The sequence below is a fragment of the Brevundimonas sp. FG8 genome (genome assembly GCF_057808845.1).
Map to the genome: position 1 here is coordinate 194062 of NZ_JBMDIU010000003.1, position 15931 is coordinate 209992.

Here is a 15931-nt window from a genome sequence, read left to right on the forward strand (position 1 = left end):
TGATGACGCACGCCCGGACTTTGGCCCTCGACGCCGCCACGGCCTCCCGCTTCGCCAGCGCCGCCCTCGGCCACGTCACGCGCGAGTATCCGAACAAGCTGGATCACGTGATGACCGGCAAGCGCGACGTGAAGGGTCCGCGCGACCTGCATCCGATCTTCTTCGGCAGCTTCGACTGGCACTCCTGCGTCCACGGCTGGTGGACCCTGTTCACCCTGCTGCGGCTGTATCCGGACAACCCCGAGGCGCCGCGCATCTGGGCGCTGGCCAACGAGCTGTTCACGGCGGAGAACGTCGCCGCCGAGGTCGCCTATCTGGAACAGCCGTCCAGCCGGGGGTTCGAGCGCCCCTACGGCTGGGGGTGGATGCTGATGCTGGCGGCCGAGATGGACCGCCACGACAGCGAGGACGGCCGCCGTCGCGCCGCCATCCTGCGCCCGCTGGCCCGCGCCTTCGCCGACCGCTTCCACGCCTTCCTGCCCCTCGCGGCCTATCCGGTGCGGGTCGGGACCCACTACAACACCGCCTTCGCCCTGCGGCTGACGTTGGACTGGGCCGAGGTCAACGACCCTGTGCTGGCCACCCTGTGCCGCGAGAGGGCCATGGCCTGGCACGCCCACGACCGCGACTGTCAGGCATGGGAGCCGTCGCAGGACGAGTTCCTGTCCCCCGCCCTGATGGAAGCCGCCCTGATGCGGCGCGTCCTGCACCCGCACGACTTCCAGGACTGGTTCAACGCCTTCCTGCCCAAGGTCGGGTCACAGAGGCCCGCCACCCTGTTCACCCCCGCCAGCGTCAGCGACCGGTCGGACGGCAAGATCGCCCATCTGGACGGCCTGAACCTCAGCCGGGCGTGGTGTTGGCGCGAGATCGCCTCCGCTCTGCCGGAGGGCGACATCCGCGCCGTCATCGCCCGCAAGGCCGCTGCCACCCATCTGGACGCGGCCCTGCCCTATGTCACCGGCGACTATATGGGCGAGCACTGGCTGGCCAGCTTCGCCCTTCTGGCTTTGCTGGCCGACTAGAACCAGTCCGGCGTCGGATCGACGTGAGCGACGTCATCCACCTGCAAGAGATGCGGGCCATGCGGACCGTGGATCACCAGCGGATCCGTCTGGTCAAACAGGTCATGTCCTCCGGCGACGACACGGGAGCCGTCAGTGCCGCTGACAATCTCGTCCGGCAGACCGGGCAGGACCAGCGGCCCGGCCCCCTCCTTCAGCAGAGGTACGAAATCGTCCGCCAGGCCCGGCTGCACCAGCGGCTCAATGATCGCAACCACCGGCGGCGACAGCGGCGAGGTCTCAAGCATCGACGCCCCCTTCTCGCCCGCCATCGTCGCCGCCCCCAGCCCAAGCTCTGACAGGATCACGGTCGTGCCGTCGCGGAACCGCACCTTCTCGACCCCGATCAGCAGATCGATGCCGTCATCGCCGTCGGCCGCGGCATCATTGTCTGTGATCCGGTATCCCTCTGCCGTAGCGACGATGGTGTAGGCCGAGCGCAGGCCGGAGAAGACGGCGATGTCGTCGCCCAGAGCGCCGTTGAGCGTGTCATTGCCCCCGCCGCCTCGCAGCAGATCATCGCCACCGCCGCCGGTGATGACGTTGGCCAGCGCATTGCCAGTCCCGGCAAAGGCCGTCGAGCCGGTGTTGATCAGGTTCTCGAGATTGGCGCCGAGGGTCCAGGCCGACAGTGCGGTCTCGACCGTATCGACGCCCTCATTGACCAGTTCGACCACCGAGTCCCCGGCGACGGAGACGACGTAGCGATCATCGCCGGTTCCGCCCTGCAGCGTATTGGCCGCGCCCTCCCCGCCAATCAGGACGTCATTCCCGGCCATGCCCAGCAGGATGTCGCGCCCCGCGCCGCCGATCAGGGTGTTGCCCTGCGCGTCACCGACCAGAAGATCGTCAAACGCCGTGCCGATGACCCGTTCGATGCCGGTCAGGACATCGACGCCGCCCTGCCCGTCGTTCTGGGTGATCGAGCCGTTCAGCTTGACCGTCACCGCGGCCCCGACGGCGCTGTAGTCCACCGTGTCGAATCCCGCACCGCCGTTGAAGGTGTCATTGCCCGACCCGGCGATGAAGGTGTCGGCCCCGATCCCGCCGGTGATGACGTTATCGGCCGCATTGCCTGCGCCGGTGAAGGCGCCGGTCCCGGTGTAGATCAGGTTCTCCAGCCCGTCCGCCAGCGTCCAACTGTTCAGGGTCGTCTCGACCGTGTCGATCCCCTGTCCCGCCAGTTCGATGATCTGATCACCGCCGCTGTCGACCACATAGCGGTCATCGCCCGCGCCCCCGATCAGCACATCGTTCCCGGCGCCGCCGTTCAGGATGTCATTGCCCGCTTCACCGTACAGTGTATCGGCGCCTGATCCGCCGATCAGGAGGTCATTGCCGCCACCGCCGCGCAGGGTGTCGTCCCCATCGCCGCCGTCCAGTCGGTCGCCTGAAGCCCCGCCGCTGATGACATTGGCCGTGACGTTTCCTGTCGCGTAGAAGGCGCCTGTGCCGGTGAAGATCAGGGTCTCCACATTGGCCGCCAGAACGAGGCTGTTCAGGGCGGTCTCGACCGTGTCGTTCCCCTCGCCCGCCAGTTCGACCACGGTGTCATAGGCTGTCAGGAGATAGCGGTCGTCGCCCGTGCCGCCCTGCAGGGTGTTGGCCGCGCCCGGACCGCCGATCAGGATATCGTTCCCACCCAGCCCGAGCAGCACATCAGCCCCTGCCCCGCCGCTGATGAGATTGGCCGCGTTGTCGCCAAAAATCACATCATCGAAGGCCGAGCCGATGACAGTCTCGAACCCGGAGAAGATATCCGTGGCGCCGTCGCCGTCCCGCGTCGTCCGGTTCAGATCCATGCGGATCACGGCGCCCGCCCCGGCCTGGCCGTAGTCCAGCGTATCCAGGCCCGCCCCGCCGTTCAGAATGTCCACTCCGGCGCCGCCCCGCAGGATGTCATCGCCGTCACCACCGTTCAGGGTGTCTGCGCCCGCCCCGCCGCTCAGCACATCGTTGGACGTGCCGCCGGTGATGACGTTGTCCGAGGCGTTGCCCGTGCCGGTGAAGGCGCCCGTCCCGGTGAAGATCAGGGTCTCCACATTGGCGGCCAGGGTCATCAGATTCAGCGTCGTTTCGACGGTGTCGATCCCTTCGCCCGCCAGTTCCACGATCGTGTCGCTGGCGGTGACGATGTAGCGGTCATCACCGGTTCCGCCCTGAAGTATGTTGGCCGCGCCTGAACCGCCGATGAGGATGTCGTTCCCGGCCATGCCCAGCAGGGTGTCCCGCCCCGATCCACCGCGCAGCACATTCGCGCCCGAGGAACCGATAAGCAGGTCATCGAAAGCGGAACCGTCGACATTCTCGATGGAGGACAGTGTGTCGCTGCCGCCCTCGCCGTCATTGGTGGTGCGGTTGAAGTCCAGACGCACCGTGACGGCCGCGCTCGCGCCCGAATAGTCGACCCGATCCACGCCGTCGCCGCCGGTCAGGGCGTCCAGCCCCGCGCCGCCGATCAGCACATCGTCGCCCGCGTCTCCATTCAGGGTGTCCGCGCCGGAGCCGCCGGTCAGGGCGTTGTCCGAAGCGTTGCCGGTTCCGGTGAAGGCGCCGGTCCCGACGAAGATCAGCGCCTCGACATTGGCACACAGCACATAGGTCGCGGCGGTTGCTCGGACGGTGTCATACCCCTGCCCCGCAGCCTCGATGATCACGTCCCCGGCGTCATCGACCAGATAGAGATCATCGCCGCGTCCGCCGGACAGGGTATCCGCGCCCGCCCCGCCGTCCAGAATGTCGTTGCCCGTACCGGAACTGGTCAGGACGTTGTTCAGCGCATTCCCGGTCAGGGCGAAGGCCAGGGTCGTATTGACCCGCAACTCCTCCAGATTGGCGCCCAGCGTCCAGGCGTTCAGCCCACCCGTGACCTCGATGACGTCGAACCCTTCCCCCAGCGCCTCCGTCACGACGTCATCCAGACCGTCGACCACATAGGTGTCGTCGCCCAACCCGCCCTCCAGCGTGTCGAGCCCCAGGCCGCCGTAGAGCCAGTCATTGCCGTCCCCGCCGACGATCAGATTGTCCAGATCGTTGCCGATCCCGACGAAGTCTCCGGCGCCGAGGAAGGCCAGCTGCTCCAGATGGTCGCCGAGGGTGAAGCTGCTCAGGACCGTGACGACCTGATCAACCCCCTCACCCTCCAGCTCGACGATCTGATCGGTCTCGTCCTCGATGAAGTAGGCGTCCTCGCCCGCCCCGCCGCGCAGAATGTCGGCGCCCCAGCCGCCGTACAGGGCGTCGTTGCCCGCCCCGCCGGTCAGATCATCGTCTCCGTCGCCGCCGACGATGATGTTGTCCTGCGCATTGCCGACACCGGTGAAGTTCGCCGACCCCATGTAGAACAGGGCCTCGACATGGGCGGCGAGGGTGTAGCTGGTCAGGATGGTCTGGATTCCGTCGAACCCGCCGTCCTCGTCTTCGATCACCTCGTCCCCGGCGTCATCGACCATGTAGAGGTCGTCGCCGTCGCCACCGGTCATCCGGTCCGTGCCGGCATCGCCGCTGATCAGGTCATCGCCCGCGCCGCCGTTCAGGATGTCGTCGCCCGCCCCACCGATCAGAAGGTCGTCGCCGTCCAGCCCCTCCAGCGTGTCATCGCCGTCCAGACCGAAGATCTCGTTGTTCGCGGCGTTGCCCGTGCCGGTGAAGTTCCCGACGCCCGAGTAGTACAGGTCCTCAAGATCGGCGCGCAGCGTGTAGGCGGACAGGACGGTGTCCACCGCGTCCCGTCCGCCCGCGTCGACGATCTGATCGCCGACATCGTCGATGAAATACAGATCGTCGCCCCAACCGCCGTCCAGCACGTCCGCGCCCGCGCCGCCGTCCAGCCAGTCATCGCCGTCGCCTCCGACAAGGACGTTATCCGCCGCATTGCCGACCCCGGAGAAGTCGCTGTGGCCGATAAAGACCAGCCCCTCCAGATCGTCGGCGAGGGTATGGCTGTCCAAGGTTGTCCGGACGGTGTCGAAGCCCTCGTCAGCCGCCTCCCGGATCACATCGAGCAGGTCGTCGATCACATAGACGTCGTCGCCGAGACCACCGACCAGCATGTCCGCGCCATAGCCGCCGTCCAGAACATCGTCGCCGTCTCCGCCGACGATCAGGTTGTCCAACGCATTGCCGACCCCCTCGACATTCCCGGTCCCGGTGAAGATCAGGGCCTCGATGTTCGGGAACAACGAGAGGAAGGACAGCTCGGTCCGGACGGTGTCGTATCCCTCGCCCTCTTCCTCATGGAGGAGGTCGTCGGCGCTGGTGACCACATAGGTGTCGTCGCCGTCCCCGCCGATCAGGAGGTTGGCGCCCGAGCCGCCCTGCAGGACGTCGGCGCCCGCATGGCCACGCAAGGTGTCGTCCCCGTCGCCCCCGGTGATGACGTTGTCCAGCCCGTTGCCCGTGCCGGCGAAATCGCCCGTCCCGGTGTAGGTCAGGTTCTCGACATGCGCCCGCAGGGTCAGGGCTGCGACATCCGTCAGGATCCCATCGGTCCCCTCGTCTGCGTTCTCGATGTAGCTGTCGCCCGCATTGGAGACGACATAGGTGTCATCGCCCGCGCCGCCGATCAGGGTGTTCGCCGCCCCCGCTCCGCCGATCAGGGTGTCGTTGCCCCCGTTGCCGATCAGCGTGTCCGCCCCGACACCGCCCCGGATGACGTTATCCAGCCCGTTGCCGCTGCCGATAAAGGCGCTCGAGCCGGTATAGGTCAGGTTCTCGACATTGTTGCGCTGGCTGAAAGCCGACAGGTCCGTCTCGACCGTATCGACGCCATCGTCCGGGTTTTCCACGATCGTGTCGCCGCCGCCAGAAACGACGTAGATGTCATCGCCCGCGCCGCCGAACAGCTCGTCCGGATCACCCGCGCCGCCGATCAGCCGGTCATCGCCGCCCAATCCCAGCAGGATGTCATGCCCGGGGCCGCCGGTGATCACGTCGTCAAAGGCCGTGCCCTGAAGGGTTCCATCCCCCTGGATCACCGTGCCCGACACGCCGTTGAGTGTCAGAAGCAGGGTCGCGGTGTCCGAAACCCCGTTCTGGTCGGTGATCGTATAGGTGAAGGACTCAGTCCGGGTCTGCCCCTGGGCCAGCGCCGCCGTGGAGGGATCGGCGACATAGGTGTAGCTGCCGTCCGCATGGATAGTGATGGCGCCGTAGGTTCCCGCGACCGCCTGCCCGACGGCGCCGCCCTGCCCGCCCACGGCGGTGACGGAGATCGCGTTTCCCGCGGCGGAGACGGCATCATTGGCCAGAAGCCCCTCGGCGGCTTCGACCGTCAGGGTCGCGGTCTCGTCCAGAGCAGCGGCGTCATCCACCGCATTGGTGACGGGCGCGAAGACGATCTCGAAGGTCCGTTCAGCGCTGTTCGCCTGACCATCGGACACGACATAGCGGAACGAGGCGGGGCCGTCGTAGTCGGCCTCAGGCGTGAAGGTCCATTCGCCGGTCGCCGGGTCGATGACCACCATGCCATGCTCGACCGAGTTCGGAACCAGCAGATAGGTCAGCGCATCGCCGTCCGCGTCCGTGGCCTGCGCCAGGGTTCCGGACAGCGGCGCGCCCGCATCGCCGGCGGCGGCGCGCTGGCTCCCCGCCATCGGCGCATCGTTGACGGGGGACGGCTGACCAATGGTCCAGTCCGCGATCAGGGCGTCCAGAGCGGCGACCTGCGCCGGCGTCAGCCCGGCCATGGTCACAGCCTGCTGCTGGTTGAAGATCAGCAGATTGTCGAACTGGTCGACCCCCGCCGGGAAGGTAGGCCCACCGTCGTACTTCAGCGCCACGCCCAGCCAGAAGTAGGCGTCCTGCGCCGAGAAGGCGACGCCCTCGCCCATCAGATAGCGACGGCCCAGCGTGTACATGGCGTCCGCGTCGCCCATCTTCGACGCCTCGAGATACCCCTCAACAGCGCGGGCGTGGTCCTGCGGCGCGCCGTAGCCGAGGTCGTCCAGGATCGCGAGATGGTAGACGGCTTTCGCACTGGACGGATGCAGGTCCAGCATCATCCGCGCCATCGCCGGATCGCGCGGCACGCCGTCTCCCGACAGATACATATCCGCCAGCTGCAGGGCCGCATCCGCCACCGTCGCGGCGGCGAGGGTCAGGTACTGGGCGGCCAGCGCTGTATCCTGCGCCACATGCAGACCGGTGTGGAGCCATGAGCCGTAGTGATAGGCCGCATTGGGATCACCGGCATCCGCCAGCAGGATGACATAGCGGTAGAAGCCCTGCGGATCGCCCGCCAGCAGATAGTCGTCGATCACCTGCTGGAAGGTCGGCAGGACCGGATCATCGCCCTCCGCGCGCACATTCAGGGTGATCGTCGCCGGCGCGCTGTCCAACTGGCCGTCGCTGACGACGTACTGGAAGCTGGCCGAGCCCGCATAGCCGGCCGTGGGCGTGAAGACGTAGCGGCCGCTGTCCGGGTCAATCGTCACCGTGCCGTTCTGCGCGGAGCCGTCCACGATCCGGTAGGTCAGATGCTCCTCGTCAACATCGTTTCCGCCGAAAACGGTGTAGCTGAAGGGCCGATCAAAGGTGACATCCATGGTCACATCGATAATGGAGGCGACCGGCGCGTCGTTGATCGGCCCCACAAAGACGATGACCGTCTTCTCGACCGAGGTGTTGGTCCCGTCCGTCACGGTGTAGCGGAAGGTCGCCGCGCCGACGAAGTCGGTCGGACCATAGAAGTCCGCGTTCGGAGTGAAGGCGAAGGCCCCGGTCGCCGGGTCAATGACCACCGTTCCGTTCCGGGCGGACCCCGCCACCAGGCTGAAGCTGGCCAGCGCCGGATCAACGCCGACGTCCCCCGCAAGCATGCCGGTCGCGTCCTGATCCTCCAGCCCATGGAAGATCTGGTGGCCCGCCGACGCGCCGTCGATCGGCACGGCCGGGGTCTGGGTCCGCACGGTGATGTTGGCGATATCAAGAAAACCGCTCGGCCCCTCATCCGCCTCGTCCGCCACCATGACCAGATGCAGGGTGGCGTTCACAGTCCCCAGCGTCCCGGCCAGATCGAAAGGCTGGTAGCGATCCGCCCAGTCGCCCTGTGTCGACACCGCATTTCCGGCATAGGTCCAGTCGGCGGGGTCATCACTGAGCTGGACCGTCAGCGTCTGCCACTCGTCCGTCAGCCGGGGCGCCAGGTCGTTGCCGGTGTTGGCCCAGTTGGTGACCTGGAGGCCGACATAGTAGTTCCGGAAGATGCCTTCCTCGGGGATGTAGCGGCAGACCCAGACCATCAGCTTGCCGCCGTTGGCCTCGAAGTCCGTGCCCTTGATGGTGATCTCGAACTCGGCGTCGGCCAGGTTCAGCACACCCGCCGATCCGGCCGTCGGGATCGACAGATGCGCCAGAAGGAACAGCGAGCCGATCCCGTCGATATGGTTGGGGTCCACATTGCCCGGTGCGTGAAACCGGGTGAAGGCGGCGACAGCCCCGCCGGGGTCATGAACCACGGACGGGGCGAACCAGGACGTCCAGGCGCCGGGGCCGGTCGAGAAGTCCCAGGAATACTCATATGTCGGCGCTGGCATGATGCTCTTCGGTCGACTTCAGTCCGGACCGCTCCCCTTGGGCGAACGCCGCGCGCCACCTCCGCTGTTAACGATTATGCACCGTTCAGAGGCTTTGGCGATCTGAGTTTTCGCAACAGGGGAAGAGAACAAACCCTAGAAATTCTTGTTTTTCTTGCGCAATCAAGTCGAAAAGAACATTGTTCCCCCACTATTGGGGGCCGTTAATGTTCAAGTCGCTTCGCTGCTACCGGAAGGGACACCTTTTCGTCGACAGTCGCAGTACGCCGGGCACACAGGTCTGCGTCCGGTGCAAACAGCGAGAACTCTTCGAGGGACTCACCGTACCTTTCGTCAGCCGTACAATCATGAGCTGTGAGTCCGTGTCCCGCTGGGGACAGGGCATGCGGGAATCCACGGATCACCGCTCGGCCTGAGACCGTGCGACACCATCAAATCCAGAGTTGAACGGTCAGCCGCGGTGAATGCCGTTCGGGACGCGTCAGACCAGTCGGCTTTGAACCAGCGCCGCGGCGATGAAGCCCGCGAACAGCGGGTGCGGCGCGAAGGGCCGGCTCTTCAGTTCCGGGTGGTACTGGACGCCGATGAACCACGGATGGTCCGCGCGTTCGACTGTTTCCGGCAGGACGCCGTCCGGTGACAGACCGGCGAAAATCAGCCCGCCTTTCTCCTCGACCGCCTCACGGTAGTTGATATTCACCTCATAGCGGTGGCGGTGACGTTCGCTGATGGTGGTCGAGCCATACATCTCCGCGATCTTCGATCCTGCCTTCAGCGTCGATTCATAGGCGCCCAGACGCATGGTGCCGCCCAGATCGCCCCCCTGCTGACGCAGGACACGCTGGTTGCCCTGGGTCCATTCGGTCATCAGACCCACGACCGGCTCATCGGTCGGGCCGAACTCGGTCGAGGAGGCCTTGGGATAACCCGCCAGGTTCCGCGCCGCCTCGATCACCGCCATCTGCATGCCGAAGCAGATGCCGAAGTACGGGATGCGGTTCTCACGAGCAAAGCGGGCTGCTTCGATCTTGCCTTCCGAACCCCGCTCGCCGAAGCCGCCGGGCACCAGAATGGCATGGGCGTCCTGAAGGCGCGCGTTGCAGGCCTCGCGGTCGCCCTCGAAGGTGCCGGCCTCGACCCAGTCGATATTGACCTTCACCCGATTGGCGACGCCGCCGTGGTGCAGGGCCTCAATCAGGGATTTATAGGCATCCTTCAGGACCGTGTACTTGCCGACCACGGCCACGGTGACCTCGCCGTCCGGGTTCAGACGGCGGTCAACGATATCGGTCCAGCGTGAGAGATCCGGTTCCGGCGCGTCGGTTATGCCGAAATGGGCCAGCACCTCCGTATCCAGCCCCTCGCGGTGATAGTCCAGCGGCACGGCGTAGATGTCGGCCGAGTCCATCGCCTGGATCACGCCGCTTTCGCGCACGTTGCAGAACAGGCCGATCTTGCGCTTCTCGTCCGCCGGAATGGGTTGCTCACAACGGCACAGCAGGATGTCCGGCTGGATCCCGATGGAGCGCAGTTCCTTGACCGAGTGCTGGGTCGGCTTGGTCTTCATCTCCCCCGCCGTCTTGATGAACGGCAGCAGCGTCAGATGGACGAAGCAGCTCTGGCCGCGTGGCAGGTCCTGCCCCAGCTGGCGAATGGCTTCGAAGAACGGCAGGCCCTCGATATCCCCGACGGTGCCGCCGATCTCCACCAGCACGAAGTCCACGTCCTCGCCGTCATCGGTCAGGGCCTGGCTCAGGCAGAAGGATTTGATCTGGTCGGTGACGTGAGGGATCACCTGCACAGTCGCCCCCAGATAGTCGCCACGACGCTCCTTCTCGAGGATCGTCGAATAGATGCGCCCGGTCGTGATGTTGTCCGACTTCGCCGCCGAGACGCCGGTGAAGCGCTCGTAGTGGCCCAGATCGAGGTCGGTCTCGGCCCCGTCGTCGGTCACGAAGACCTCGCCGTGCTGATACGGGCTCATCGTGCCCGGATCGACGTTCAGATAGGGGTCGAGCTTACGAAGGCGAACCTTGTAGCCGCGCGCTTGCAGAAGCGCGCCGAGAGCGGCGGAAGCGAGGCCTTTTCCCAATGAGGAAACCACGCCGCCAGTGATGAACACGTAACGGGCCATGGGGGGTCACCTTACCGCTGATTCGAGCGGTGAACTGCGAAGACTTTGAGGGCGGGAGAGGAAGGCGGGGATAAAGTCCCCGCCCATCCTTATTGAGCCGGAGCGGGCTGGGCCGGAGCCGGCGCGGGGGCCGACGTCAGGCTGGATTCCAGGTCCTGCAACGACGGGGCGGCCGGCTGCGCCGGGGCCGCGGGCTGATCGGCCGGAGCCTGCTGCTGGCCCGACGGCGGCGGGGTCGCCAGATCGCCGATGGCGTCAGCATCCACGATCGACTGGTTCGACCGCTCGACATTGCCCAGGATCGTCAGCGACAGGGCGCAGATGAAGAACATCGCGGCCAGGACCCAGGTGGTCTTGGTCAGCAGGTTGCCAGCGCCGCGCGCGGTCATGAAGCCCGAAGGGCCGCCGCCCATGCCCAGCGCGCCGCCTTCGGAGCGCTGAAGCAGCACCACCGCGGCGAGCGCGATCGAGACGAGGATCATGACGACGAGAAGAATGATCTGGAGCATGGCAGCCGATATGTGTGGCGCGGACCCGCGCCGATCAAGCGGCGGCGTCTAACATCAAGCAGGGAACTAGGGAATAGGCGTCGGGGATTACGCCGCCCGGATGATCTGCAGGAAGTCCGCCGCCTTCAGCGAGGCGCCGCCCACGAGAGCGCCGCCGACCTCCGGGGTGGACAGGATGTCACGGGCGTTATCCGGCTTGACCGAACCGCCATACAGGATCAGCTGCTCCGCACCGCCCAGACCCAGACGTTCTATCATCGCCGCGCGGACAGCCCGGTGGACCTCCTCGATCTGTTCCAGCGTCGGCGTAAGGCCTGTGCCGATGGCCCAGACCGGTTCATAGGCGACCGCGAAGGTCTGACCGGCGAGCGCCAGCGGCAGGGAGTGGATGACCTGCTCACGCACCACCTCGACGGCCTGTCCGGCCTCGCGCTGCGCCAGCGTTTCCCCCACGCAGATGATCGGCGAAAGACCCGCGGCTACCGCGGCCTCGGCCTTGGCAAGCACAAGCGCATTGGTCTCGCCATAGCCCTGACGGCGTTCGGAATGGCCGAGAATCACCAGCGTCGCGCCCGCGTCCTTCAGCATCGACGCCGCGATATCGCCGGTAAAGGCCCCCGAAGCTTCCGCGCGGCAATCCTGCCCGCCGACCTCAACCGGGCCGCCGGCGCAGATCGCGGCCATGCGCTCAACCAGCGTCGCGGGCGGACACAGGGCCACACGACAGGCCGAAGCCTCCTCGGCCAGCGCGGCCTTCAGGGTCTCCACCTCGCCCAGGCTTGCGCCGAGACCGTTCATTTTCCAGTTGCCGGCAACCAACTTCACGGATTGTTTCATGCGGCCTGTCTAGGCGGACCTGACGCACAAGCCAAGATGCCCCACACGCGAAGCGGCGCCATCGTCTTGCCGTGCTGGCCCCTCACGCCCTATAGGCCGATGCGGCCATTCTCGCCGCTCATCCGTCAGGACTGATCATGCTCACCGCGTTCCGCAACTTCGCCAAATCCAAATGGGCCATCGGTCTGTTCGTGGTGCTGGCTCTCGGCCTGCTGATCACCGGCGGTTCGCAGATGGGCGACGTCTTCGGCGGCTTCGGCGGCAAGCATGTGGTGTCGGCCGGCGAACGCAGCATCGACGCCCCCGCCTTCCGGGCTGATCTGGATCGCCGCCGCGATCAGGCCCAGCAGCAGGCCGGACGGGAGCTGAGCTACGAGGAACTGGTCGCCAACGGCGCCCTGACCGCCCACCTGGGCCAGGAAGCCCAGAAGCTCGGCTTCATGTCATGGGCGTGGAAGGCCGGCATCCGTCCCGGCAATGAGCTGGTGTTGCGTCAGATTCGCCAGATCCCCGCCTTCTTCGATTCGGTCACCGGCCGCTTTGACGAGGCGCAGTACGTCCAGGTCCTCCAGCAGAACAACACCACCCCGCAGCAGGTCGAGCAGGAGATGCGCGACAACATCGTGACCAGCCACTACGGCTCGGCCGTCGGCGCCGGTCTGCGCCTGCCGCGCATCTACGGGGCCGTCATGGCCAATCAGGCGACCCAGACCCGGGACGCCCGCTGGTTCACGGTCACCCAGGCGATGGCCGGAACGGCGTCGGCTCCGACCGACGCCCAACTGACCGCCTTCATCAACCAGAACGCAGCCGAACTGCGCCTGCCGGAATTCCGCCGCGCGACCGTCGTGCTGTTCAACGCGCCGAACGATGGTCAGGGCGAAGTCAGCGAAGCCCGAATTGAAGAGCGCTTCAACTTCCGTCGTGACGCCCTGTCGCAACCGGAGACCCGCTCGTTCGTGTCCCTGACCGCCCCGAACAAGGCGACGGCCGACCGCATCGCCGCCGCCCTGCGTTCGGGCCAGACCCCGGAAGCCGTCGCCCAAGCCAATAACCTGCAGCCGACCGTCTTCACCGACCGTCCGCGCAGCGCCGTCACCGATCCGGCGGTCGCCACCGTCGTCTTCGGCATGACCGAGAACCAGATTTCGGACCCGGTGCAGGCCCGCGTCGGCTTCGTCGTCGCCAAGCTGACCGGCATCAAGCCCGGCCGTCCGGCGACCCTGAACGACGTCCGCGCCCAGATCATCGACGAACTGCGCGCCGAAGACGTGCGCGCGGCCGTCTATGCCCGCGTCGAGGCCTACGACAAGGCCCGTCAGAACGGTAAAACCCTGGACGCCGCCGTGGCTGAAGTCGGCGCCCGCACCCTGGCCATCCCGGCCGTCACCCAGGACGGCCGCAGCCTCGAGCAACCGAACTTCCGCGCGCCGCCGCAACTGCTCGAAGCCATGTGGAAACTCGGCGTCCGTGGTGAAAGCGAGACCCTGCCCATCGGTGAAGGCGAATACGTCGTTGTCCGCGTCGATGCGATCATCCCGCCTGCCCTGCCGTCGCTGGACAACGCACAGTTCCGCAGCGGCCTGACCGCCAACTGGATCGCGCGTGAGAACGCCCGCCTGCTGACCACCCGGGCCAACGCCCTGGCCGCCCGCGTTCGCGGCGGCGAGGACATCGCCGCCGTCGCCCGCTCGGCCGGCGCGACCCTCGAAACCGGCGCCGGCATCAGCGCGCAGGACCAGAGCCGCGGTCGCGGTCTCGTCGGCGGCCTGTTCAGCACACCCGCCGGCCAGATCTTCTCGCAACAGCAGGACGCGGAGAGCTATGTCATCGGCCGCACGGACCGCATCAACACGCCGAACGCGACCCTCGCCGCCGGCGCCGCCGTCCAGTTCCGCGACCGTCTGTCGGGCGATCTGCTGAACGCCTTCGGCGAAACAGCCATCAAGGCCGCCGCAGCTCGCGAGAAGGCCACGTTCGACGAAGCGCTGGCACGTCAGGCCCTGGACCTTCCGCCGGTCGTTCCGACCGTTCCGGGGGCTCCGACGCCCGCTCCGGCGCAATGACGGCGGCGGAACCTTCCGCCGTCTTCTCCGCCTTCCAGGACGGCTGGTCCTCGGACCGGCCGCAGGTGGTCGTCCGCCGTCTGGTGGATGATCTGGAGACCCCGGTTTCGGCCTTCCTGAAGGTCGGTCGCGGCCGGGCCCACGCCTTCCTTCTGGAGTCCGTGGAGGGCGGCGCCGTCAACGGCCGCTACTCGATCATCACGCGCGAGCCGGACGTCGTCTGGCGTTGCCGGGATCGCAAGCCAGAGCTGGCGCGCGGGGAATCGGCCATCGCGGCCGACACCTACAGCCCGGACGGGGACGATCCGCTGGCGTCTCTGCGGGCGCTGATGGCCGCTTCGCGGTTCGACCTGCCCGAAGACCTGCCGCCCATGGCCGCGGGTCTATTCGGGGTGTTCGGCTATGACATGGTCCGGCTGCTCGAGCCGCTGGGCGAGCCCAACCCCGATCCGCTGAACCTGCCCGACGCGGTCCTGACCCGCCCCGCCATCGTCGGCATCTTCGATTCCGTGAAGCACGAGATCGTTCTGGTCTCGGCCGCCTATCCGGACAGCGGACTGGACGCCCGCGTGGCCTTCGACGCCGCCGTCGCCCGGCTGGACCGCTTCGAAGCCGACCTGCGCACGCCCCTGCCCGCCCTGCCCGTCCCGGTCGATGCGCCCGGCCCCGAGTTCGTCTCGCCCGTCGACGAAGCCGCCTTTGGCGAGATGGTGGCCCGCGCCAAGGACTACATCGGGGCCGGTGACATCTTCCAGGTCGTGCTCAGCCACCGCTTCTCGGCGGCCTGGGATGCGGACCCGCTGGCCTTCTACCGCGCCCTGCGCCGTCAGAACCCGTCGCCCTACCTGTTCTTCCTGGACTTCGGCGACTTCCAACTGGCGGGTTCGAGCCCGGAAATCCTCGTCCGCCTCAAGGACGGTCGGGTGACGATCCGGCCGCTCGCCGGGACCCGCCCCCGCGGCGAGACGCCGGAAGCCGACAAGGCGCTGGAGGCCGAACTGCTGGCCGATCCCAAGGAACGCGCGGAACATCTGATGCTGCTCGATCTGGGCCGCAATGACGTGGGCCGCGTCGCCGCGCCGGGCACCGTCGAGGTGACGGAGAGCTTCGTGGTCGAGCGCTACAGTTCGGTCATGCACATCGTCTCCGACGTGCAGGGCGTGGCCGATCCGAAGCTGGACGCGGTCGACACCCTGCTGGCCGCGCTTCCGGCGGGCACCCTGTCGGGCGCGCCCAAGGTGCGGGCCATGGAGATCATCGACGAGCTGGAACAGGTGAAGCGCGGCGTCGGCTACGGCGGCGGCGTCGGCTACATCTCGGCGGGCGGCGAGGCGGACATCTGCATCGTCCTGCGCACCGCCCTGTTCGCCGACGGCCAGATCCACGTTCAGGCCGGCGCCGGCGTCGTCTCGGACAGCGATCCGGCGGCGGAATATGCGGAGACCCGGGCCAAGGCCCGCGCGCCCGTGCGGGCCGCGGACGAGGCGTGGCGCTATCCGTTCGGCAACAGGTCCTGAGACACCGGCGGGGCGTCCTGGAAGCGGATGCCCGGCCCGAGGATCATCACCCCGGCCATCAGGACCGCCGCCGTCGCCGCCAGAGCCGCCGCGCCGAGCGCCGCCCAAGGGCTGTGAACCGTGATCGGAGCGATCAGCAGAGCCCGCGCCTTCTGGATGTCATCGGCCATTCGAGCCTCCCCCGTCGAAGAGTCCCAATTCGATCCAACAAGGTTAACGCCATCTTACCGCACCCTCGGTGCTTGGCCTTACGGCCTCCAGTCCCTAGA

The 15931-nt window shown here is 67.1% G+C and carries 8 protein-coding genes; 3 read left to right on the forward strand and 5 right to left on the reverse strand.

The genetic code is table 11. The features are described 5' to 3' along the window. Positions 1-2 precede the first annotated feature (2 nt). Complete coding sequence (locus tag ACODRV_RS07230; protein WP_488907871.1) at positions 3-1025, forward strand: DUF2891 domain-containing protein; 1023 nt, start codon at positions 3-5, stop codon at positions 1023-1025. Here ACODRV_RS07230 and ACODRV_RS07235 read toward each other — a convergent pair. The 4 genes from ACODRV_RS07235 to tpiA form a co-directional block, all read right to left on the reverse strand. Then, on the reverse strand, positions 1022-8599 hold the full coding sequence (locus ACODRV_RS07235; protein WP_488907872.1) for a cadherin-like domain-containing protein: 7578 nt from the start codon (positions 8597-8599) through the stop codon (positions 1022-1024). The genes ACODRV_RS07230 and ACODRV_RS07235 overlap by 4 nt on opposite strands. A gap of 481 nt (positions 8600-9080) precedes the next feature. Further along, the gene (gene pyrG, locus ACODRV_RS07240; RefSeq protein WP_141626540.1) at positions 9081-10733 is read right to left on the reverse strand and encodes a CTP synthase; all 1653 of its coding nucleotides are present in this window, start codon (positions 10731-10733) and stop codon (positions 9081-9083) included. Between the two features lie 89 nt (positions 10734-10822). After that, the gene (secG, locus tag ACODRV_RS07245) at positions 10823-11242 is read right to left on the reverse strand and encodes a preprotein translocase subunit SecG (protein WP_141626539.1); all 420 of its coding nucleotides are present in this window, start codon (positions 11240-11242) and stop codon (positions 10823-10825) included. Positions 11243-11329: 87 nt separating this feature from the next. Continuing rightward, a complete protein-coding gene (gene tpiA / locus ACODRV_RS07250) occupies positions 11330-12079 on the reverse strand; it encodes a triose-phosphate isomerase (protein WP_488907873.1) in 750 nt (249 codons plus the stop codon). A gap of 137 nt (positions 12080-12216) precedes the next feature. Between tpiA and ACODRV_RS07255 the strand changes: the two genes are divergently transcribed. Beyond that, positions 12217-14145: a peptidylprolyl isomerase gene (locus ACODRV_RS07255; RefSeq protein WP_488907874.1), complete on the forward strand. Its 1929-nt coding sequence runs from the start codon at positions 12217-12219 to the stop codon at positions 14143-14145. Next, positions 14142-15662 carry an anthranilate synthase component I gene (trpE, locus tag ACODRV_RS07260; RefSeq protein ID WP_488907875.1) on the forward strand — a complete coding sequence of 507 codons (1521 nt, stop codon included), beginning with the start codon at positions 14142-14144 and terminating at the stop codon, positions 15660-15662. The genes ACODRV_RS07255 and trpE overlap by 4 nt, the downstream gene beginning before the upstream one ends. Here trpE and ACODRV_RS07265 read toward each other — a convergent pair. Further along, a complete protein-coding gene (locus ACODRV_RS07265) occupies positions 15638-15832 on the reverse strand; it encodes a peptidoglycan-binding protein (protein ID WP_141626535.1) in 195 nt (64 codons plus the stop codon). The two genes, trpE and ACODRV_RS07265, sit on opposite strands and share 25 nt — an antisense overlap. Between the last annotated feature and the right edge of the window lie 99 nt (positions 15833-15931).

Coding starts and splice junctions, on each gene's coding strand:
- ACODRV_RS07230 (WP_488907871.1), top strand. CDS start 3: ATGACGCACGCCCGGACTTTGGCCCTCGACGCCGCCACGGCCTCCCGC.
- ACODRV_RS07235 (WP_488907872.1), bottom strand. CDS start 8,599: ATGCCAGCGCCGACATATGAGTATTCCTGGGACTTCTCGACCGGCCCC.
- pyrG (WP_141626540.1), bottom strand. CDS start 10,733: ATGGCCCGTTACGTGTTCATCACTGGCGGCGTGGTTTCCTCATTGGGA.
- secG (WP_141626539.1), bottom strand. CDS start 11,242: ATGCTCCAGATCATTCTTCTCGTCGTCATGATCCTCGTCTCGATCGCG.
- tpiA (WP_488907873.1), bottom strand. CDS start 12,079: ATGAAACAATCCGTGAAGTTGGTTGCCGGCAACTGGAAAATGAACGGT.
- ACODRV_RS07255 (WP_488907874.1), top strand. CDS start 12,217: ATGCTCACCGCGTTCCGCAACTTCGCCAAATCCAAATGGGCCATCGGT.
- trpE (WP_488907875.1), top strand. CDS start 14,142: ATGACGGCGGCGGAACCTTCCGCCGTCTTCTCCGCCTTCCAGGACGGC.
- ACODRV_RS07265 (WP_141626535.1), bottom strand. CDS start 15,832: ATGGCCGATGACATCCAGAAGGCGCGGGCTCTGCTGATCGCTCCGATC.